The following is a 21276-nucleotide window of genomic DNA, read 5'->3' on the forward strand; positions in this document are numbered from 1 at the left end:
TATCAGGGCCATCTTGTCTGCTTTAGCCTAAGGCTAACTGTAACCAGGGGAATAAAGGGGCCGGCCCTCCGGACAAGAAGGAGGGTCGGCCCTTTTTATATTACCGATGAGGAGGTGTGCCATGGCCGAGTGCCCTGAATGCGGAGCTATCATTGAGCTCCCATCCGGAACAGAGGTGGGAGAAATCATCCCTTGCCCCGATTGTGGAGTGGAGCTGGAAGTCACTAACCTTAACCCCCCAACCCTGGAACTCGCCCCACAAGTGGAAGAGGACTGGGGGGAGTAAGGAGGTGAAGATGAGAATCGGGGTGCTGGTCTCCCGAATTCGGGTGGAGGAAAAACTCCTCTTCCAGGCCTTGGAGAGGGCCCGAATTCAATACGAGAAAATTGATGTGGAAAATGTCCCCTTCCTCCTCACCGACAGCAAATTCTCAGGCTTTGATGCTGTGCTGATCCGCTGCGTGAGCCATACCCAGGCCTTTTACGCTTCCAGGGTCCTGGAGAGCCAGGGTGTGAAGGTTATAAACTCCCACCAGGTAATACACGTGTGTGGGGATAAGCTCCTAACCTCCCTCGCCCTTCTGGAGCATGGTGTCCCCACCCTTCACACCCTGGTGGCCTTTGCCCCCGAAACAGCCCTTCAAGCTATTGAAACCATGGGTTATCCCGTAGTGCTGAAGCCCCTCCATGGCTCCTGGGGAAGGCTCCTGGCTAAAGTGAACGACAGGGACTCAGCCGAAGCTATCCTGGAGCACAAGAAAACCCTGGGAGGATATGCCCACTCGGTTTTCTATATCCAGGAATACGTGGAAAAACCGGGCAGAGACATAAGGGCTTTTGTGGTTGGAGGGGAGACAATCGCTGCCATCTACCGAAATTCTCCCCACTGGATTACTAATACTGCAAGGGGGGCAAGGGCCTCTTTTTGTCCCATCACCCCAGAACTTGACCATATAGCCAGAGCCGCTGCCGAAGCGGTAGGAGGGGGGATCCTGGCTGTGGATATCCTGGAGAGCCCCGATGGAAGACTCCTGGTGAGCGAGGTTAACCATACTCCGGAATTCCGCAACAGCATAGAACCAACAGGGGTGGATATTCCCGGCAGGATGATCGATTACGTGAGGGAAGTGGCAGGAGGGAAGCTATGAGCGAGGGAAGATTGGGGTTCTTTTCTCCCGGGTGAGGCTTGAAGAAAAACTTATCTTCCAAGCCCTCGCCCAGCGGAAAATCCCCTTTGTGAAACTGGATATACGGGACTTAGCTTTTGACCTTGAAAAAGGGCTGGCCTTCGAGCGAGTTCTCATCCGGTGCATAAGCCACCGGGAAGCCCTTTATGGTTCCCGACTTCTGGAAAGCCAGGGGGCAAAAGTGGTCAATTCCTATAAAGTTATCCACCTGGCGGGGGATAAATTACTGACATCCCAAACCCTCCTGGATAAAGGGGTGCCTACTCTACCGGTAGTGCTGGCCTTTTCTCCCCAGGCTGCTCTGGAAGCACTGGAGAAAATAGGCTACCCAGCCGTAATAAAGCCCGTTAATGGTTCCTGGGGCAGGCTCGTTGCCCGAGCTGACACCCCTGAAGCAGCCCGCACTATCCTTGAGCACCGCTTTTATATGAGCGAGCACTTCGGTTCTGTCTTCTACATCCAGCCTTACGTGGAAAAACCCGGACGGGACATCCGGGTGATGGTCGTGGGAGACGAAGTAGTCTATGCCGTTTACCGCTACTCATCCCACTGGATAACCAACACCGCCCGTGGTGCCTATACTGCGCCATGCCCTCTGACTCCGGAGCTGGAAGAACTGAGCCTGAAGGCAGCCAGGGCTATCGGTGGTGGAATTTTAGCTCTGGATATTTTTGAAACCCCCGATGGGCTCGTGGTTAATGAGGTGAACCACACCCCGGAGTTCCACGGAGCCCTGAAGGCGGTAGAGGCTGACATTCCAGGAAAAATCGTGGACTATTTCCTGCAAGGAGGGGGATAAAATGGTTTCTGCTTCCATAGTTGGGGCTTCCGGATACGCTGGCGGAGAGCTTCTCCGACTGCTCCTTGGCCATCCGAAGTTCAGAGTAAAACAGGTTACCTCTGAAACCTGGGCCGGAAAGCCTGTTTACTTTGTCCACCCCAACCTCCGGGGGCGCACAGAACTAAGGTTCGTTCAACTTGAGGATCTGGAACCCTGCGATGTCCTCTTCCTGGCCTTGCCCCACGGTCAGGCAATGTATCAGATAGATTCCTTCTCCTCCCTCGCCCCTTACATCGTAGACCTCTCAGCCGATTTTCGCCTTAAAGATCCAGAGGATTATGAACGCTGGTACGAGGTAAAACATCCAGCCCCCCACTGGCTTCCCCTTTTCACCTACGGTCTTCCGGAGCTCCACCGCGAAGAGATACGCTCTGCCCGCTATGTAAGCGGTGTGGGATGCAATGCTGCCTGCTCCATACTGGCCCTCTATCCCCTTTACCGTCGTAAACTGGTGGAAAAAACCGTCGTGGACGTCAAAGTTGGCTCCTCGGAAGGGGGAAGCAAGCCAACTCAAGCCTCCCACCACCCGGAAAGGGCAGGGGTCATGCGACCTTATGCTCCCGCATCCCATCGCCACCTAGCAGAATTGCTTCAGGAACTCAATTTCGGGGAAAAGCCGCAGATACACTTCACAGTCACCTCCGTTGATGCCGTCAGAGGTGCACTGGCTACCTGCCATTGCTTCCTCAAAGAACCCCTTACCGATAAGGAGCTGTGGAAGATCTACCGGGAAGATTACGGGACTGAACCCTTCATCCGGTTGGTTTCGGCCAAACAGGGAATCCACCGCTATCCCGACCCCAAAGTGCTGGCTGGTTCCAATTACTGCGATATCGGCTTTGCTTCTGAGGAAGGGACGAACCGGGTAGTAGTCATGGGTGCCATTGACAACCTGATGAAAGGCTCGGCCGGGAATGCTCTCCAGGCCGCCAACCTGATGCTGGGCTTTCCCGAAACCATGGGTCTGGAATTCCCCGGCCTTCACCCTGTTTAGAGGAGGATTGAAATGCTGGTGGTTAAATTCGGGGGGAATGGGGACCTTAACCTGGAGGCTTTTTGCTCCGATGTCGCTTTCATGGTTCAGAACGGCCACAAAGTAGTGGTGGTTCACGGAGGCTCCCGGGAAATGGACTTAATTTCCGAAAAACTGGGCAAGCCTCCCCTCTTCGTTAATACCCCCTCGGGCTTCCAGTGCCGCTATACCGACCGGGAAACCATGGAGATTTTCACCATGGTACTGGCCGGAAGGGTGAACAAGCTACTGGTGGAAAAGCTTCAGAAACTCGGGGTCAACGCCATTGGCCTTTCGGGGCTCGATGGAGGGCTGATAAGAGGGGAACGAAAAGGGGTGATAATTGCCCAGGAGGGAGGGAAGAAGAAAGTCCTTAAGGGAGACTACGGGGGGACCGTGAAAGCTGTAAACGCGGAGCTTCTCCTGCTTCTCCTTGAACGAGGGTATACCCCTGTAATTGCTCCTGTGGCTTTAAGCGACGAAGGGGAAGCCCTGAACGTGGATGGAGATAGGGTGGCAGCAGCGGTGGCTGGAGCTCTGGGGGCTGAGACCCTGCTTATACTCTCGGGGGTTCCAGGACTTCTGAGCGTTTTCCCCGATGAATCCACCCTTATAACCGAAATCCCCGCTCCTAAATTGGGTGAATGTATTGAGCTTTACGCTCAGGGTAGGATGAAGAAAAAGCTTCTGGGGGCTGTGGAAGCTCTCAACTATGGGGTGCCCTTGGTCATCTTGGCCGATGGCCGGGTTGAAAAGCCCATCCGCAGGGCTCTTGAGGGATGTGGAACCTTCATTAGGCAGGGAGGCTAAACGATGGATTACATAGCTCTGGAGGAAGCCCACACGAGTGGTTTCTACAGGAAACAGCCAGTAGTCCTGGTAAGGGGAGAAGGGGCAAAAGTATGGGATGTGGAGGGACGAGAATACATTGATTGCACATCGGGCCATGGAGTGGCTAATATCGGACATGCTAACCCTTATGTTGCTGAGGCCATAGCCCGCCAGGCAACCCGCCTCGTAACTTGCTCCGAAATTTTCTACAACGATGTCCGGGCAGAGCTCTTAGTCACCCTATCCCGGATAACGCCGCCGGGCCTCAAGCGGGCCTTCCTGTGCAACTCCGGAACGGAGGCCGTAGAAGGCGCTCTTAAAATAGCCCGGCTTGTGACCGGACGCAGGAATTTTGTCGCGGCGATGCGGAGTTTCCACGGCCGCACTTTCGGGGCTCTATCGGCTACGTGGCGCAAAGAATATCGAGAACCCTTCGAGCCTTTAGTGCCGGGGTTCAGTTTCGTGCCTTTCAATAACCTAAAGGCTATGGAAAAAGCCGTAAACCAGGAGACCGCCGGAGTCATCCTCGAGGTAGTTCAAGGCGAGGGAGGGGTAATCCCCGGAAAAGGCGAATACCTCCGAGGGGTCCAGGAACTCTGCCGCCAGAACGGAGCCCTCTTCATCCTGGATGAAGTTCAGACAGGGTTTGGGCGAACGGGGAAGATGTTCGCCTGTGAACATCATGGCCTCGAGCCCGACCTGATGTGCATTGCTAAGGGGCTTGGAGGAGGAGTGCCCTTCGGAGCGGTGATGATCCACGAGAAGCTTGGGGAAATGCCCAGGCGCCTGCATGGCTCTACCTTCGGGGGTAACCCCTTGGCCTGCGCTGCAGCCCTGGCCGCCATCCGTTACCTCCAGGAGCACGACCTTCCCAAACGGGCAGCTGAGCTCGGAGAATACTTCCTGAACCGCCTGAGCCAGATAAACTCCCCACTGATCCGGGAAGTAAGAGGTTTGGGTCTCATGGTGGGGATTGAACTCAAAAAAGAGGCTGCCCCCTACCTTGAAGCTCTCGTCAGGGAAGGAGTTCTGGCGCTTTTCGCTGGCCCAACCGTTATACGTTTCCTGCCACCCCTCGTAATAACCAAAGAGGAACTGGACAGAGTAGTGGAAGCTGTGGAGAGGGTGCTTTCATGAAAGATGGAGAAGCTGTGGAATTCCTCAAAGACCTCCTGAACATTTACTCACCCTCGGGTGAAGAAAGAGCTCTGGCCATTTACCTGGCCGAAAAGCTTGAAAGGCTTGGGCTCCACGCCTTCGTGGACCAGGTGGGCAACGTGGTTGCTTCCACCTCTCGCTTAATCCTTCCCGAGCCTAACCTCCTTTTCCTTGGGCACATAGATACTGTTCCTGGGTTTATTCCAGTGCGGGAAGAGGGGGGGAAAATTTTCGGTCGGGGCGCTGTAGATGCCAAGGGCCCCATAGCGGCTTTTCTGGTTGCTCTGGCCAGGATAAACCCCGACAGCGCTGTAGTTTTCGTCGGGGCAGTGGGGGAGGAAGCCGAAAGCCTGGGGGCAAAGCATATAATTCCCAGCTTTCGCCCCCTTAATGCGGTAATCGGAGAGCCGGGCCGATGGGAAGGAATAACCCTGGGGTACAAGGGGCGGCTCCTCATACGGTATATCCTGTCCAGGCCGAAGTTTCACACGGCTGCGCCTTCCCCTACTGCTCCGGAGGAGGCTTTCCGGTTCTGGCAGGGGCTCAAGGCTTGGGCCGAGGAGTTCAACGGAGCAAAAAGCCCCTTTGAGAGGATAGATCTCTCCCTTCTGGAAATTTGTTCTCAGGAAGGGGAGTTTTCCACCTCAGTAGAGATGAAGCTGGGGCTACGCCTTCCCCCGGGCTTTAAACCTTCCTCAGCAGCTCACCAGGCTTCCTTTTTAGCCGGAGAGGCAACCCTCGAATTTTCGGGGGAAGAGGAAGCCTTCGTGGCCGACCGCAACAGTCCCCTTGTCAGGGCTTTCCTGGAAGCCATCCGAAGCGAGGGAGGAAAACCCCGTTTCAAACTTAAAACCGGCACATCCGATATGAACCTGGCAGGGCACTCTTGGCGCTGCCCCATCCTGGCTTACGGTCCCGGCGATTCCTCCCTGGACCACACCCCCTGGGAGCACATTGAAATTAGCGATTACCTGAAGGCCATAAAAGTTTGGGAAAGAGTCCTGAAGCGCTTTTCCGGAGGGCGAGAAAATGGAACCGTGGATTGAATCGGAAATGGTGAGGAAATTTACCGCTTCCGTGAACTTTGACCGGAGGCTTTACCGAGAAGACATCCGGGGAAGCAAGGCTCATGTCAAAATGCTGGCGCAACAGGGCCTTCTTTCCCCTGAAGAGGCCGAAGCCATCCTCCGGGAGCTGGAGAAAATCCAGGAAGAGATAGAAAAAGGTGAGTTCAGGTGGAAGGAGGAGTACGAAGACCTCCACCTGAACATAGAGGCTGCTCTCATAGAGAGGCTTGGAGAAACAGGGGCTAAGCTTCACACTGGGAGGAGCCGGAACGACCAGATTGCTCTGGATATGCGCCTTTACGTTCGCGAGGCTGCAGGGAAAATCTGTGAAGCCATAACCCGGGTGCAGGAAGCCATCGTTGACCTGGCGGAAAATCACATGGATGCAATAATGCCAGGCTACACTCACCTTCAGAAAGCCCAGCCAGTGCTCTTTTCCCACCACATTATGGCCTATTTCTGGATGCTGGAAAGGGACAAGGGGCGATTCCGTGATGCGCTCCAGCGAGCTGATGAGTGTCCTCTGGGAGCTGGGGCTTTAGCCGGAAGCACTCTCCCCCTCGACCCCGAATTTGTAGCTCGGGAACTGGGCTTCTCCCGGAGCTTCCACAATAGCATGGACGCTGTAAGCGACCGAGATTTCATCCTGGAGTTCCTTTCAGCTTGCTCAATCCTCATGGTGCACCTATCTCGCCTGGCTGAAGAATTAATCCTGTGGTCCACCCGAGAATTCGGCTTCATAGAGCTGGCGGCCCCCTTCACTACTGGCTCCAGCATGATGCCCCAGAAGAGGAACCCCGATGTGGCGGAACTCATAAGAGCGAAGGCCGGAAGGGTGTTCGGTCACCTTATGGCTCTCCTCACGGTCCTCAAGGGCCTTCCCCTGGCCTATAACCGAGACCTTCAGGAAGACAAAGAAGGCCTTTTTGATGCGGTAGATACCGTCCTGGCCTGCCTTGAAGTTTTAGCGCCGATGCTTCGCTCCATTGAAGTCAAGAAAGAGCGGGCAGCTTCAGAGGCAAGGGATGGCTTTCTGCTGGCCACAGACATGGCCGAATACCTCGTGGCCAGAGGGATGCCTTTCCGTCAGGCTCACGCTGTGGTGAGGAAGATAGCAGAATACTGCCGGACAGGGGGAAAGGACCCTCAGGAGCTAAAGGTGGAAGAACTGCGGGCTTTCTCCGAACTTTTTGGAGAAGATTTTATGGAAGGCTTCACCGCTGAAGCTTCCACCAGGGCAAGGCGTGCCCCAGGTTGCACCTCCCCGGAGCGGGTCAAAGAGCAAATCCTTGAAGCGAAACAAAAACTAAAAGGAGGTTAGCCATGAAAAAGATAGTCTTAGCTTACTCGGGCGGTCTTGACACTTCTGTTTCCATCCGCTGGTTGAGGGAAAAATACGATGCTGAAGTAATTGCCCTGACCGTGGACATAGGTCAGGAAAAGGACATTGAAGCCATCCGCCGCAAGGCGCTCGCTATCGGAGCCGTAAAAGCTATAACGGTAGACGCCAGGGAGGAGTTCATAAAGGATTTCGTCTTCCCGGCCCTGAAAGCCGGCGCCATATACGAAGGCGATTACCTCTTATCTACAGCCCTGGCCCGTCCTCTTATCGTAAAGCACCTGGTAAAAGTGGCCAGGGAAGAAGGAGCCACAGCTGTAGCCCATGGTTGCACCGGCAAAGGCAATGACCAGGTCCGATTTGATGTCTCCACAGGTGCCCTCGCCCCTGATCTGGAAGTGATCGCCCCGGTGCGAGAATGGGGGATGACCAGGGAGGAAGAGATCGAATACGCCCATAAACATGGGATACCCGTCCCGGCAACCCTCAGCAGCCCCTACAGCATAGATGCTAATCTCTGGGGCCGGAGCATAGAATGCGGGGTTCTGGAAGACCCCTGGCAAGAGCCCCCGGAAGAGGTCTTTGAATGGACCAAGCCCGTTGAAGCTGCCCCTGCCAAACCTTATTATCTCCAGATAGACTTTGAAGAAGGAATCCCTGTCGCTCTGGACGGAGAGAAACTTTCGGGGGTTGAACTCGTGAGCCGCCTCAACCAGATAGCGGGGGAGTACGGAGTTGGCCGCATAGACCACATTGAGAATAGGCTTGTGGGGATAAAATCTCGTGAGGTCTACGAAGCCCCCGCCGCTGTGGTCCTCTTTGAAGCCCACCGCAAGCTGGAAAAGATGACCTTAACCAAAGAGGTGCTGCGGTTCAATGCCCAGGTGGCCGCAACCTATGCCGACCTGGTCTACAATGGGCTCTGGTTCTCACCCCTGAAAAAAGCCCTGGACGCTTATGTGGATGCCGTCCAAAAGGTGGTCACGGGCACAGTAAGGGTAAAGCTGGAAAAAGGGGTAGCACGCGTGGTGGGAGTTCGTTCCCCCTACTCCCTTTACGACTATAACCTTGCCACTTACGACAAAGCTGATGCCTTTGACCACAGGGCTGCGGTGGGCTTCATAAAACTGTGGGGACTTCCCCTCCGGGTAAAGGCGAGGGTGCAGGGACTTTAATCTTCTTCCTCCTTCTCCTTTGCAGCTTTACCCTTGGCTACAACTTCAACCTCTGCCGGGCGAGCTGGCGCTTCCTCTTCTACTTCCTCCTCTCCGGCCCTGACCACCCTCACGATTTCCTCATCCAGAGGAACGGCCGGAGTAACACCTGGGGGTAGCTTGAGATCCTTCACTAAAATGGCGTCATCAATTTCTCTGAGGACCGACAGGTCCACCTCAATTTCTGGCGGGAGGTCAGCTGGGAGACATTCCACCTCTAAAGACTCCATGGAATAAAGCAGGACACCGACTCCCGAGGCAACGGCAGGGGACTCGCCTCTGAAAACAAGGGGCACCTCTGCCGTTATCTTTTCCTCTGCTGCTACCTTGTAAAAGTCCACGTGGCGAACCCTGTGGGTTATGGGATCCCTCTGCAGGTCCTTCAGAAGCACCAGGTGAGAGGTGCTTTCCCCTTTGATTTTGAGAGTTATAAGGCGGCTGAACCCCGCCTTCCTTATGACTTCCCTCAGATCCTTACGGGCCACCTGAATGGGAATGGAGCTGTCCACGTGGCCGTAAATTACTCCAGGGACGTAACCCGCTTCCAGAAGGCGCTTGCTCTTTTTGCCCAGAAGAGTTCTCCTCTCAACTATGAGTTCAATAGCTTCCATAACTTCTCCCTCCTCAAACCAGCCGGATTTTCTTAAAAAAGCTTCTTAAAATCGAAATAAAGCCCAGAGCCAGGCCAAGCCCCAGCCCGAACTTGAAAGCCGTGGAACCATCGAAAACAGTCTCCATAGTTCCGGCCACTTCCCTGGCCAGCACAATAAAAGCTCTTCCATTCTGGCTTCTGATAGTCTGACAGAAAGCAATTCCCACCCTTGAATTGGAAATTTCAGCCTTATCGGCCTGGACAAACCCCAGGCGGCTTTCCTCAAAGGAGCACTCCTGGGCCTTGACCACCAACGCCAGGCTCTGCCTGGCCTCAACCTTTTCAGAATTTATAACTTCAGCCCCTGATTGGGTCATTTCCACCTTTGAGGCCGAAATGTGAGAAGCACCGCTCTGGGTCATCCTTACTTCCTGAGCGGATACATCTCCCACCAGTTCGCCCTCAATGGCGGCTAACCTTTTCTGCAAATCTTCTCGCTCTTCCATAGCCAGCTCCTTGTTCAAAGGTCAAACTATTGTAATAGAGAAAATGCTTCAAGTCAAATAACGCTGGTTCCTGCGCTAGGCAAAGGACGTTATTTCTGCCTGGGAAATCCCACCACTTCTTCGTCGAGGCTGAGGTGTGACTTTTGTCACAGATACAGATGGCGGTTTTCGCTACCTCTATCCTCAAGAGGAGTGTGCCCATTGCCCGGTGGCAGATTTGCTGCTTCTGACGGTAGCCTCTGAGCGGGCAAAGCGAGAAGGGATGGATGCGGAAGCGCCAAAATTGCTCTAATTGACGGAGGAATAAATGGTAGAAGTCCGACTCTATGGAAAGCTGCGACGTTTCGGGCCTGAACCACGCGGCGACCGGGAGACGATAGTCTATCTGGAAGTTGAACCAGGAGAAACCGTGGAAAGCGTGCTGACGCGGCTTAGCATCCCTCAGGAAGAGATCGCCCACATCTTCCTGAACGGCAAGCTCCTGACCACCCGCAACTCCATGGCCCCCTGGCTCCGTTACCAGCGGGCGCGGGATAATGTCCCTACCTGTGAGCCTAACCTGGACCATCCCCTCCGCGACGGCGACCGACTGGGTATCTTCGGCCGGGATATGGCACTACTGGTGGTATAGCAGATTGAAGAGCCAACGATAGAAATTTAAAGAGGGTTTTGCTATGGCACGCATCCTCGGGGGAACTTTCATTGCGCTGGCCGGTTTAGCGCTTTTTATTCTGATAGTGCTTTTCGCTGCGGGCACCCGCACCCAGAATTACGAGAGTTGGTGGATCAGCATCCCCACAGGCTTCCCCCTGGTCTGGCTCCTCCTCGGCCTGGCCTGGGCAGTGTGGACCAGACGCAGAATACGTCCCGTTGCGGGCATCTTGACCGCTTTTGGTGCTCTATGGTATGCGGTTTTCTTCGCCTACGCTACTTTCGGCATCACTCGCGCGGTGATAGAATCCACAAGTCCCCTGGCTGGAATAGCATACTTAGCTCTGATCCCCATTTGGTTTATAGCGTTATTGTCCACTTTGCTGGGCTGGGCTCTTCTCCGCGGGCAAAACATACCCTGGGTGCGCTTTGTATATCTGAGCATCTCCTTAGCCTGGCTTGTGGCCTGGCTAGGGTTCTGGTGGGCCCTGTTCCCTGCGCTGGAAAGAATAGAACTCACCCACCCGATGACCTGGATTGTAAACGGGTTCTTTCTGCTTCCAACCCTATTGACCCTGGGGCTGGCAGCGTGGTCAGGCAAAAAGGAAAAGCGCTGAATTGGCTATAGAAACCTCTTTTCCCTGCCCACAGCGGCATTTCACGCCCTGGAATGCACCAGGGAATTGGGCCTGTAACAAGGGCCGGACGCCCTTAATTCCCACGAAGGGAGGGAAAAATGTACATAACGGAAATAATCTGGTGGTCCTACACGGCCTTCATCGTCGCTGTGGCCCTCTTCATGTTATACTTTGCCGCCCGGGTGCGGCATAAAGGAGGATAAGCCATGGAGAGGGAAGAACGCATTTGGCTCGGAGTGCTACTGGGCATCTTTCTCATCGTTAATGCCATCACCCTTTCCCCCCTTGTGCCCTGGCAACAGTGGATGCTCTGGACGCGCCCTACTCCAAAGCAGCAGATCCGCGTGGAATTCGCCGATTACGAAATCCGCCTTCCGCCCCAGGGCATCCAGTTGAAAGTCGGGGAATTTGTAGAGTTCATCGCCACCTCCCGCGATGTAACCTATGGTTTTGGTGTCTTCCGTAAGGACGGCCGGATGGTTTTCCAGATGCAAGTGGTTCCGGGATATGAAAACCGCCTCCTCTGGCGATTTGACGAGCCAGGTTTATACGATATCCGCTCCACAGAATACTCCGGACCCCGCCATCCGGAGATGTTCATCCCCAACGCAATTAATGTAGCACCGTAAAGAAGGAGGTGCCTTATGGGCTGGAACGAGAAATGGACCCTGCGCTTTGCCGTTGTCGCCCTTATTTTCCTGGCGATGACCGGGTTTGAGGGGGTCCTTATGCGCACTTACTTATCCGCCCCTCAGGCGTTGGAAGGCTTTGAGCGAGCCTTCAGCGTCATACGCGTAATTCCCCGAGAACTAACTCCAGCTGATTATTTTTACAGCATGATGACTGTTCACCCTATCGTCGGCGTTTATGGCTTCGCCTACATGGCAGTGATGGGTGCCTTCTATTTTCTGGTCCCCTACCTCCTCAAAAAGGAAATCCGCCACAGGAAATTGGTCCCCCTAAACTTTTGGCTCCAGACGATAGGAGTCCTCACCTGCTGGGCCTCCGGCTTCTTCCTCCTTTTCAACTCCCTCTACACCTTATACTGGCCCCTGCCTGTTTCCTTCGATCGAGTGCCACTGTCAGGGACGATTGCCTTCACCGTTGGTGCGGCAATGATTATGGTTAACATCCTGCTTTTCTCCTTCAACATCTTCAGCACAGTCCTTTCCAAGAGCAATCCCCAGTCTTACACCTTCGGACAGTTCTTCAGGGCTGCGTTCGGCATCTCGCGCCTCATGCGTCTCTTGGGCAAAGAAGATAAAACCGCTGTCCCTCTGGATTACAATGGCCTTCCCGTTTTCATCGTCGCGGTAGCACGAGGCTCTATTGATACTGTCATCAACGCTGTGGTCCTTCTCACCGCTGGAGCGTTGATTCTGATTTATGGGCTGGCGACCCTCTTCGGCCATCCCCTCAACCCGATGGCTGTGGACGCCTTGGTCTACAAGAATTGGTTCTGGTGGGGATTGGACATGGTGGCCGACGGCAACGTCCTCATTTATACCGCCGGGGTTTGGTACCTGCTCATCCCATTGCTGGTGGGCCGGCAGCTTTACGGCGAACCAGTGGTGCGGACGGTCATCATGGCGGACCTGCTCATATCTTTGGGAGTTTGGAGCCACCACCTCCTGGGCGACCGGGTGCAGCCACTGGTGATGCGGCTCCTTTCAGGTCAGTTCATCACCTGGGGCGAATTTATCACCATGGGATTGACCATCTTTGCCTCGCTTATGACCATCTGGAAGGCCCAACCGGTGAAAATTACACCGCCGCTCCTGTTCATTCTGGGCTCCATTTTTGGCTTCATTATGGGCGGCACGGCAGGGTTAATACAGGCTAATGTAGGGCTTAATTTAGTGCTCCACAACACCCAGTGGGTTATTATGACTCATGCCCACACAATGCTGCTGACAGGCCTTAGCAACCTGCTGTTTGCCGTCGTCTACGCGCTGGTGCCAATGCTCACCGGCAAGGAGATCCGTAGCCGGGCTCTCACTCTGGCCCACTTCTGGTTCTGGACTGCCGGTTCAGTGCTGATGACCTACGTTATGGGGCTGGCCGGCGCACAGGGGATGCTGCGGCGGATGCTTTACCCGCAACCGAATATCTACCAGCCTTTCCTGGACATAGCTTGGGTGGGGGGTATCCTGATGACCTTGGGCTTCCTGGCCTTCCTGATTAACATTATCGCCACCATTGGTTGGGATAATCTCCTGAGGCTGGTAGTAGAACGGCGCCCTGCGGCCTCCGCGGCATAAAAACAGCTTAGGGAAAAAAGCAAGGGGCGTCCGGCCCTCACACCTACTGTCTGGCAATCGTTCTGCATGGGGCCCAACCGAATGGAGGTGACAAATATGCGTCGAACGAGCTTTCTATCCACCACTGAATCTTTACTGTGGACCGTCACCGTGTGGGAGGCGTCACTGGTCATCCTGCTTGGAACCCTCTCGCCCACCGGACCACTGGCCTGGCTGGGAATGGCAACCCGCTTGGGGCTGGACGAGGCAGGACGGATAGGACGCATCGTGATGCTCTACCACTCCCTGGCCATCCCCTTTGTTGCCGCATTGGTCTACCTTATTCTGGATGCACTCCCTTTTGATGAAATCATCCCGCGCCTGGTCCGCCCCACCATCACAGCGGGCTACTTCCTCACCAGCACTGGTGGGCTCAGTTTCGCCTACCTGCGGGCCGGCTGGATCGCCCATGGGGTTTTCCTGGTGGGCCTGAGCCTGACCTTCTACGCTGGCGCTATCCTCTGGTGGGGTCTTTCTCCCTGGCGCGCTCCGGACGGGCGAAGTCTGGAACGCTGGGCCTTCTGGCTCATGGCCCTTTATTCCCTTATATCCGCCGCCATAGGAGGCGCAGTCGGAGCTCACTTCGGCCACGGTTTTAAAGCCTTCCTGGCTGAAGACCTCTTGAGGGTCGAGCATGACCTTTTCCAGCGGGCTATCATCGCCCACCTCCACATCATGCTTACCCTTATAGACGTGGCCCTTCTTCTCCTGGTGGCCCATCGTGTGGGCATTACGGGCTTAGCTTATAAGATCACCATTCCCCTCATCATCGCCGGGACCACTATCACCACTTTTGCTACCTGGAGCGTGATATTTGTAGGAGGAGTCGCTCACAGAATAATCACTGTGGGCGCAGTAATTTTGCTAACAGGGGCCGCCATCGTCGCCCTCTACGGGATGCGAAGTTTAATTCGAGAGCGGCCAGATCGCCCAGCTCTGAAAGCCCTATTGAGTGACCCAGTTAGCTTTGGGATGCTCTTCCAGCTGCTTTTTGTCAACCTGGTGGTGACGGCGCCTGGCATCTGGGTAGCTGTTAACCTGGAGGCGATTCGGGCGGGAGATCTGGCCTGGGAGCGGACTTTCGCTGTAGGTCACTGGCATGTCCTGGCTACGCTATCGGCGACGATAGGACTTTTATTGGTTGTGGACCGGCTGGGGGCACGAGGGTGGCTCAGGCAGGCTGTCGGTTGGGGAGTGTTAGCGGGTTCTATCCTGGCCTTTTCAGCCGCTCAGCTTTACATGTTTCGTCAACCTGGAACTGCACCGGCGCAAACTACCATCCTGGTCATAGATGCTGGCATTGGCCTTTTCTTCCTGGCTCTGGGTCTGTGGGCTGCAGCCACAGGTCCATCAGTCATGAGGAGGCCAGAAGGAAGACGAGATTAAAGCTGGAGCTTACCCATTTGTCCCAAGTGCGGGCAGGCAACCGTTTCACTCCGTTCGCAATGGCGATGTCGCCCACTGCGAAGGGTGAGGCGGTAAAGCATCATCACCAGCCCGCCCGCCTGTTACGGAGTGACGTTGGTAATACAACCCAAAAAGGCCCAGAAGTTATTTCCTGCGGCTCCTTAAAGACCTGCCCCACGATTTGAGCGTGTAAAGGGGAAGGAGAAGACTTCCTCCAGCGCTGGTTATTGCCCTCTGAACCTTTTTCATCCAAGACAAAGCTCTTGCGGGCTCCACCACAAAGAAGGGGATGGCTTCTGCCACACCCCACCTGACTGCGCAGGCTCCCCAGGTAAGCCCCGCACCGAAGCTCACCATGATTACGTTATCCCCATCCTTAATTCGGCCCTCTTCCACCGCTTCACAGAGGGCTACAGGGATGGAAGCAGCGGAGGTATTCCCATATCGGTCAAGGTTAATGTAGAACTTCTCCATGGGGATGCCCAGCTCTTTGGCAGCAGCCTGGATTATGCGGAGGTTGGCCTGATGGGGAATGATGAGGCTGACTTCATCGGGAAGGAGGCCTGATGAAGCCATGATTTCCCTCACCGATTGCACCATTGTCTTGACGGCGAACTTGAAAACCCTCGGCCCATCCATTCTTAAGTAGTGCATCTTGCGGTCCAGAACCTCCTGGGAGAAGGGGTACTTGCTTCCTCCTCCATAAGCGATGAGGGCATCAGCCTGGGAACCATCGGAGCCCAGTAAGAAGGAGATAATTCCTGTGGGATAATCGCTGGGCTGAAGAACCACTGCACCGGCTGCATCTCCGAAGAGAACACAGGTGTTGCGATCAGTCCAATCAATGAATTTGGAGATAATCTCGGTTCCAATCACCAGGATGTTCCGGTAAGTCCCGGTAGCGATAAATTGCGTGGCTACAGCCAGAGCGTAGAGGAAACCGGTGCATCCCGCCCTCAGGTCAAAGGCGGGCACGTAACCTGCCCCTAGCATGTCCTGAACAAGGCTCGCAGCGGCAGGAAGATGGTAATCGGGTGAAGAAGTAGCCAGGATTATGAGGTCCAGGTCTTTTGGAGAAAGGCCAGCCCGGTTCAGAGCCTCCTTCGCTGCTTCTACGGACATTGTAGCTGTAGTCTCTTCCGGTGCAGCAATGCGCCTTTCCCGGATCCCAGTCCTCTCCAGGATCCATTCGTTGGATGTTTCCACCATTTTCTCCAGATCAAAATTTGTGAGCACTTTGGCCGGGGCATATTTGCCCCATCCAGTTATCCTGGCATACTTCATATTTTTCACCCCCTCCGTGAACCTTTTAAAAGTTAAACCCATACTTTGGGCATAAGTTTCACCGCCGCATTCCCAGGAGGATGGAAAAGAAAAGCCAGACACCGAGGAAAGCCGAGAGGGCAAAAGTGAAAGCCAAAAACCATATTCCCCACCTGGCCTGGCTTATCTGAGGCCAGGCAGCCATCACAACGGCCGAGGAAATGATGAAGGCCGCCAGCAGAATGCTGAGCGCCAGACGATTGGTGCTCTCCCGGAAACGACGTCCCAGCTCTCCTGCTTCTTTAATCCCAACATTTAACCTCAAATCCCCTTTCTCCGCCTGTTCCAGAAAAGCGGGAATACGGCGAGGGAGAGCTTCCAGAAATTCCCCCCAGAAGATAAACTCCCGGAACAGCTTCTCCCCCAGGGTTCTGGGAGAAAACATCTGAAGCATAAATTGGCGCACATAGGGCTCACTGACAGCAAAAATATCAAAATCGGGGTCAAGCTTAAGCCCGACACCCTCCATCATGGCGAGAGTTTTTCCCAGAAGCCAGAAGCGGGAGGGAAACCGCAAGCGGTATCGGAAGGTCAAAGGAGTAACATCTTCCATGAGCTCGGTAGCCCGAATGTACTTCAAAGGGATCCCAAAATATTTTCCCAGGAGCCTGGATATATCCCTGGCCAATTTTATCCTATCCACCCCCGGGCTGGCTGCCCCCATCGTTATAAGCTGTTCTACAACCCCCTCTGCATCCATCCTGACAGCGAAAATGTAGAGGCGGATAAGATCCTCCTTGTCCCGGCGGGTTAAGTGCCCCACCATCCCAAAATCCATCGCTCCTATCACCCCACCTTCCATCACAAAGAAGTTTCCCGGGTGAGGATCGGCATGGAAGAACCCATCCACCAGCACTTCTTTGATAATTATCCTGGCGGCATTAAGAGCCACGGCATGGCGATCAATACCAGCGGCATCAATGGCTTCAATATCGTCGATCTTTATTCCCTCAAGCTCTTCCATAACCAGAACCCTGCGGGTTGTGTAATCCCAGTAAATTTTGGGTATGTAAAGGAAAGGCTCATGGCGGAAATTATCCCGAAAGCGTTCGGCATTGAGGCCCTCACGGATGTAATTGAGCTCATTCCGCAGAGTGAAGGAAAACTCCTCCACGATCTCCAGAGGGTCATAGACCTCCTTTATGGGGGTCTGACGGGCAAGGTAGGCCAGTTCGTTCAGGATTTCCAAATCTTTCTCGATCACTCCCTCAATTCCAGGACGTTGCACCTTTACCACCACTTTCTCCCCGGAGCGAAGGGTTGCCCTGTGGACCTGAGCCAGGGAGGCAGCAGCGATGGGCTCGGACTCAAAAGAGGCGAAAACCCTTTCCAGTGGAGCCCTAAACTCCTTTTCCAGGAAGCACTGAATCTTATCCCATGGAGCGGGTGGGACTGTGTCCTGAAGTTTAGCTAACTCCCTAATGTAGGCTGGAGGGAGGAGATCGGGGCGGGTGCTTAAAATCTGGCCGAATTTGATAAAAGTTGGGCCCAGTTCTTCCAGAGCCATCCTGAGCCTTTGAGGAGCACCAATCTTAACTCCGGGCTGAGGGTAAATGCGCCTTGGAAAGGGGAGTAAGCCTTTTGCTCCCACCCGCTCAAAAAGCTCATCCACTCCATGTTTGACCAAAATGCCGACGATTTCCCGATATCGGCCCAGGTGACTATGGGTCCGGAAAAGGGGAAACAAATCTACCTCCTTATAAAGAGGCGAGGTCTGAGGAGCTTCCTTAAAGTCTGAAGGTTTTCTTTGGTAGCCTGATAACCGGCCTCAATTATTTCCGAAGCTTTGTGGAATCCCCAAAGAAGGGAAACATCCCCATTAACTGGAGGACAGATGAGGAGGTCAGGAACCGCCTCCCGGAGTTTGTGCTCCTTAATTTTCTTGTTCATTACCTCCACTGTCCTCCACAATACAGAGAAAACAGGGGGATTCCGGGAAGAGATCAACGGTGATTTCTCCTCCTCCAGCCCTACATCCACAGCCACCACCACATCGGCTCCCATACGCCTGACCACATCGGCTGGAAGGTGGTTCAAAATTCCACCATCCACGAGGACCTTGTCTCCCAGAGCATAGGGGGCAAAGAGGCCAGGAACACACGTGGTAGCCCTTAATGCATCTACAATTCTACCTTCCCTGAAAACCACCTCTTCTCCGCTGACCAGATCCACAGCCACTAAAGCCAGGGGGATGCGAGTGTCTTTGAAAGTAGCATCCCCAAATTTTTCCTCAAAGTATTCCGCGAACTTCTTACCCTCAAGCAAACCTTTCCAGGGGAGAGAAAAATCCACCAGGAAGCTGGCTATAGAGGTGAACTTCCCCTTCCTGAGGGCTTCTTCTTCCATCTGAGCAGGAGTATAGCCCATAGCATAGGCAGCTGCAATGAAGCCACCCATGCTGGTGCCAGCGATGAAGTCGATTTTTATGCCCTCTTCCTCCAAAGCTTTAAGAACACCGATGTGGGCCAGCCCCCTGGCTCCTCCTCCGCTCAAGGCTAACCCAAGGGCAGGTTTTATCCGCAACCTCATACCGGCGCAGCCCTTTCGTCAAATTCTACCCCAAAAACTCCAGGGGTCCCCTCAGCCACTTTCTTGATAAGATCTCGGACCTCTGGTGGAACTTGGCCCTTTAGCCTGACCTGGCCCCTTATCACCTGAACCCGGATAGAGCGGGCCCAGGGACGGGTCTGCGGGTCAGCAGCGAGCCTCATGGCTACTTCTTCCTCCAGCTGAGAATCCACCAGAAGGTTGTTTATGACCTCCTTAACCCCTTTAACTTTCCAGGCAAGCCTTGTGGCCATTTCCTTCATCGCCAGAGAACGCACTACACCCTTGAGCTCAACCCGGCCATCTTTGACTTCCACGGAAATCGGGCAAAAGCTTTCCCTCAGAGGAGCGTAGGAGAAAAGGGATTCCTCCACCAGCAACTTTATCTCGTCGTTCATGGCGCTCCTCCTGGCTGGGGATTTGAATTATCTGGATTCTGTTTTCTTCAGCTTTCGGCTCAGCTCCTCTATATCAGCCTTTGTGGCTAAGCCCAGCGATGAAAAGAACTTCTGAAGCTCCTCACGAACTGCTTTCCGGATTTCTTCCCGCTGCTTTTCACCTCTGGAGATCAGCTCCTTGCGGTAGTCCTCCCTCTTCTTAGCCACCTCGCTAAGTTTTTCCCAAGTCAGGGCTATTATCCCAAGACCAATCAGCAGGCTCTTCTCCGCCAGTTCCTTCAACCCTTTCATCGCTCACCTCCTGTGGAATTAAAATTTGTAAAATTTCACTGGCAAAATCTGCCAATGCATGGTGGGCATCCTCCCTAAGCTGCGCCAGGGATTGACGGATCATTTCTGCCGAAAAGCCCCCGGCGAGCGCCAGCCCCACGACAAATCCGGTGATGGCTCCGGGTGAGTGCATTGCTTTAAAGAGGGAGCGAAGCTCTGAAACCTGCCCCCTCCTGAAAGCCTTCAACAGGGCCAGAAGGGTTATAGCCGTCAGGCCAGCCATAAAGAGAAGAGGGGAAGGGTTTTCAGGCAATCCCTTAAGGAACTCCTCTCTCAACTTCTCAAGGTCATAATCTATCCCCTTCTCTGCGATCCTGGAAAGAAAAGAGCGCACCTCTTCCCAATCTTTCCCTAAACTTTTCAAACTTAGCGCCTGGGGCGAGGGCAAAAACTTTACAGTGGAACGCCCAGGCCTTTTCCGGGAATAATACTCCCTGGAAACAAGGCCCACTTTCTCCAGAGCGCAGAGCATCTCATAAGCTGTTACCTTAGCTATGCCCAGCTTTTTGGCTATAAAGGAATAATGCAAAGGTCGCCCGTCCTCGCGATAAAGCTCCAAGAATTTTCCCAGAAAATCCTTCTGCCTCGGGGTAAGCTTCATACCCATCTCCTTTTCCGAAAGAACCGAAAATATTATATCTCCAGCATCCTGCTTTGTCAAACTCGCACGAGGCTACGGAGAGTGGGAAAAACTCTCTTATAAATGGCCCTGAACCTGGCACGAGCAAACCCCGGAACTATGATTACTCCCAGGCCCATAGGGTGATGGGTGGAGGATTCAGGGGCTTTCGCCTTGCGGAAGTTTCCCAGGAAAAAGCAGCCCGAGGCAGAGCTTCAGTCTTCCCCTATGACTTTGAAACTGCGCACCTCACCACTTTCCCACCCTTCGAGGGACTGGATAGTAGGTGGAAGATACTGAGCACCCCCAGGATTCACCACAATAACCGGAGGATTGGTAAAAGAAGTCTGCTGAACCTTCTCCTCCATCTTCCAGACCTTCCTCAAAAGAAAAAAGGTCAAAAAGTAAAGGGGAAGACTTGCCCCAAAACCCAGCATCACCCCCACCACAACCGCCAAAGACTCCTTCGATAGCCTGATACCAGCCACTACCCCAAGAGCCAGAGGAAAAAGAATCAATCCCAAAACAGCCCACTTCCTCATGGCCAGACCCCCCTTTCCTTCCTCTTTATCCCAAAAGCACTGGCCAAAGCCCTTATGGCCGCCCTGTAACCATCGCGATAACCCCTTGTGTATTCTGTTTCCTCACCTATAACCCCCACCACCTCCTCCATCGCCTCCTCTATCGCAAGAAGCGCCCTTTCTATCTCCTCACGAAACCATACCCCAAGACCCATGGCTCACCTCCTCTTTAGCCTTTCCACCATCTCCTTTATCTCCTCAGGCTTTATCATGGCCGCCTGAAACCTCACCACAACCCCACAACCCACCACCAAAAAATCACCCCTCCCAAAAAGCTTCTCCGCACCACTGCCACCAATCCCACTGGCCACCCTCGCCTCCTCAGGCGTCGTAACCTTACCCACTATCCTCACGGGAAAGTTGGCCCTCGCCAGTGAGCCTATCACCTCCAGGCTCGGCTTCTGAGTGGCCACCACAAGGTGAACCCCTGCCTCCCTCCCCCTCTGAGCAATTCGGGTCAAAATCAAATCCACCTCCTTACCCCCAAGAATTCTGAGTTCCGCCAGCTCATCCACAAAAACCACAACCCTCGGAACATAATACCCATCGCCCTTAAGCCTGCCACCAGATGGCTTTATCCCTTCTCTATCTCGCCTCTCCACCTCCTCAAGAGCCTTCCTCAGAAGGCAAAGGGCGCTTTCAGGTTCGGTGGCCACAGGCCCCATAAGGTGCGGAAGACCCTCAAAAACCTTCAAACCCTTACCTTTAAGGTCCACAAGCCCCAGGCTCAAATCC

General features: G+C 54.2%; 25 protein-coding genes and 1 pseudogene. 15 read left to right on the forward strand and 11 right to left on the reverse strand.

Annotation, left to right across the window (positions count from 1 at the left end; translation table 11 throughout):
• The first annotated feature begins 121 nt into the window (after window positions 1-121).
• The 9 genes from lysW to NZ653_06135 are packed head-to-tail and all read left to right on the forward strand — an operon-like array spanning window position 122 to window position 8610.
• On the forward strand, window positions 122-286 hold the full coding sequence (gene lysW, locus NZ653_06095) for a lysine biosynthesis protein LysW (protein ID MCS7286685.1): 165 nt from the start codon (window positions 122-124) through the stop codon (window positions 284-286).
• A 10-nt stretch (window positions 287-296) separates the two neighbouring features.
• On the forward strand, window positions 297-1148 hold the full coding sequence (lysX, locus tag NZ653_06100) for a lysine biosynthesis protein LysX (GenBank protein MCS7286686.1): 852 nt from the start codon (window positions 297-299) through the stop codon (window positions 1146-1148).
• Between the two features lie 10 nt (window positions 1149-1158).
• Window positions 1159-1986, forward strand: coding sequence for a lysine biosynthesis protein LysX (gene lysX, locus NZ653_06105; GenBank protein ID MCS7286687.1), 828 nt, complete (start codon window positions 1159-1161; stop codon window positions 1984-1986).
• A 1-nt stretch (window position 1987) separates the two neighbouring features.
• Window positions 1988-3022 (forward strand): N-acetyl-gamma-glutamyl-phosphate reductase, encoded by a 1035-nt coding sequence (gene argC / locus NZ653_06110; protein MCS7286688.1) that lies wholly within the window; start codon window positions 1988-1990, stop codon window positions 3020-3022.
• A gap of 12 nt (window positions 3023-3034) precedes the next feature.
• Window positions 3035-3850, forward strand: a complete 816-nt coding sequence (locus tag NZ653_06115; protein MCS7286689.1) for a [LysW]-aminoadipate kinase — start codon at window positions 3035-3037, stop codon at window positions 3848-3850.
• 3 nt (window positions 3851-3853) lie between these two features.
• Window positions 3854-5008: an aspartate aminotransferase family protein gene (locus NZ653_06120; GenBank protein MCS7286690.1), complete on the forward strand. Its 1155-nt coding sequence runs from the start codon at window positions 3854-3856 to the stop codon at window positions 5006-5008.
• Entirely contained in the window at window positions 5005-6075 is a 1071-nt protein-coding gene (locus NZ653_06125; GenBank protein ID MCS7286691.1) for a [LysW]-lysine hydrolase, read from the forward strand. The genes NZ653_06120 and NZ653_06125 overlap by 4 nt, the downstream gene beginning before the upstream one ends.
• On the forward strand, window positions 6059-7417 hold the full coding sequence (gene argH / locus NZ653_06130; protein MCS7286692.1) for an argininosuccinate lyase: 1359 nt from the start codon (window positions 6059-6061) through the stop codon (window positions 7415-7417). The genes NZ653_06125 and argH overlap by 17 nt, the downstream gene beginning before the upstream one ends.
• Window positions 7418-7419: 2 nt before the next feature.
• Window positions 7420-8610, forward strand: a complete 1191-nt coding sequence (locus NZ653_06135; protein ID MCS7286693.1) for an argininosuccinate synthase — start codon at window positions 7420-7422, stop codon at window positions 8608-8610.
• On the opposite strand, the gene NZ653_06140 is transcribed toward NZ653_06135, so the two are convergent.
• The gene (locus tag NZ653_06140) at window positions 8607-9260 is read right to left on the reverse strand and encodes a 50S ribosomal protein L25 (protein ID MCS7286694.1); all 654 of its coding nucleotides are present in this window, start codon (window positions 9258-9260) and stop codon (window positions 8607-8609) included. The two genes, NZ653_06135 and NZ653_06140, sit on opposite strands and share 4 nt — an antisense overlap.
• Window positions 9261-9273: 13 nt before the next feature.
• A complete protein-coding gene (locus NZ653_06145) occupies window positions 9274-9747 on the reverse strand; it encodes a hypothetical protein (GenBank protein MCS7286695.1) in 474 nt (157 codons plus the stop codon).
• Window positions 9748-9883: 136 nt separating this feature from the next.
• On the opposite strand from NZ653_06145, the gene NZ653_06150 reads away from it, so the two are divergent.
• From NZ653_06150 to NZ653_06175, 6 genes are all read left to right on the forward strand, one after another.
• Window positions 9884-10039, forward strand: a complete 156-nt coding sequence (locus NZ653_06150; GenBank protein ID MCS7286696.1) for a hypothetical protein — start codon at window positions 9884-9886, stop codon at window positions 10037-10039.
• A 15-nt stretch (window positions 10040-10054) separates the two neighbouring features.
• Window positions 10055-10378 (forward strand): hypothetical protein, encoded by a 324-nt coding sequence (locus NZ653_06155; GenBank protein ID MCS7286697.1) that lies wholly within the window; start codon window positions 10055-10057, stop codon window positions 10376-10378.
• A 43-nt stretch (window positions 10379-10421) separates the two neighbouring features.
• Entirely contained in the window at window positions 10422-11015 is a 594-nt protein-coding gene (locus tag NZ653_06160; GenBank protein MCS7286698.1) for a hypothetical protein, read from the forward strand.
• A gap of 227 nt (window positions 11016-11242) precedes the next feature.
• Window positions 11243-11665: a hypothetical protein gene (locus tag NZ653_06165; protein MCS7286699.1), complete on the forward strand. Its 423-nt coding sequence runs from the start codon at window positions 11243-11245 to the stop codon at window positions 11663-11665.
• Between the two features lie 15 nt (window positions 11666-11680).
• A complete protein-coding gene (locus tag NZ653_06170; protein ID MCS7286700.1) occupies window positions 11681-13297 on the forward strand; it encodes a cbb3-type cytochrome c oxidase subunit I in 1617 nt (538 codons plus the stop codon).
• A gap of 96 nt (window positions 13298-13393) precedes the next feature.
• Window positions 13394-14722, forward strand: a complete 1329-nt coding sequence (locus NZ653_06175) for a hypothetical protein (protein MCS7286701.1) — start codon at window positions 13394-13396, stop codon at window positions 14720-14722.
• 324 nt (window positions 14723-15046) lie between these two features.
• Here the strand turns inward: NZ653_06175 and NZ653_06180 are convergent.
• The 9 genes and pseudogenes from NZ653_06180 to NZ653_06220 all read right to left on the reverse strand — a co-directional run.
• Window positions 15047-16027 (reverse strand): annotated as a pseudogene (locus NZ653_06180) (ketoacyl-ACP synthase III).
• A 58-nt stretch (window positions 16028-16085) separates the two neighbouring features.
• Window positions 16086-17753, reverse strand: a complete 1668-nt coding sequence (locus NZ653_06185; GenBank protein ID MCS7286702.1) for an AarF/ABC1/UbiB kinase family protein — start codon at window positions 17751-17753, stop codon at window positions 16086-16088.
• A gap of 2 nt (window positions 17754-17755) precedes the next feature.
• Entirely contained in the window at window positions 17756-18595 is an 840-nt protein-coding gene (locus NZ653_06190) for a patatin-like phospholipase family protein (GenBank protein ID MCS7286703.1), read from the reverse strand.
• Window positions 18592-19011 (reverse strand): BON domain-containing protein, encoded by a 420-nt coding sequence (locus NZ653_06195; GenBank protein MCS7286704.1) that lies wholly within the window; start codon window positions 19009-19011, stop codon window positions 18592-18594. Before NZ653_06195 ends, NZ653_06190 begins: the two co-directional genes overlap by 4 nt.
• A gap of 27 nt (window positions 19012-19038) precedes the next feature.
• On the reverse strand, window positions 19039-19302 hold the full coding sequence (locus NZ653_06200; protein ID MCS7286705.1) for a hypothetical protein: 264 nt from the start codon (window positions 19300-19302) through the stop codon (window positions 19039-19041).
• Window positions 19223-19942 (reverse strand): hypothetical protein, encoded by a 720-nt coding sequence (locus tag NZ653_06205; protein MCS7286706.1) that lies wholly within the window; start codon window positions 19940-19942, stop codon window positions 19223-19225. Before NZ653_06205 ends, NZ653_06200 begins: the two co-directional genes overlap by 80 nt.
• Window positions 19943-20175: 233 nt before the next feature.
• Complete coding sequence (locus NZ653_06210) at window positions 20176-20502, reverse strand: hypothetical protein (GenBank protein ID MCS7286707.1); 327 nt, start codon at window positions 20500-20502, stop codon at window positions 20176-20178.
• Window positions 20499-20696 carry a hypothetical protein gene (locus tag NZ653_06215; GenBank protein MCS7286708.1) on the reverse strand — a complete coding sequence of 66 codons (198 nt, stop codon included), beginning with the start codon at window positions 20694-20696 and terminating at the stop codon, window positions 20499-20501. The genes NZ653_06210 and NZ653_06215 overlap by 4 nt, the downstream gene beginning before the upstream one ends.
• A 3-nt stretch (window positions 20697-20699) precedes the next feature.
• On the reverse strand, window positions 20700-21276 hold a 577-nt coding region (locus tag NZ653_06220), incomplete at its 5' end, for an FtsK/SpoIIIE domain-containing protein (GenBank protein MCS7286709.1).

Source organism: Anaerolineae bacterium, from assembly GCA_025062375.1.
Taxonomy (GTDB): domain Bacteria; phylum Chloroflexota; class Anaerolineae; order SpSt-600; family SpSt-600; genus SpSt-600.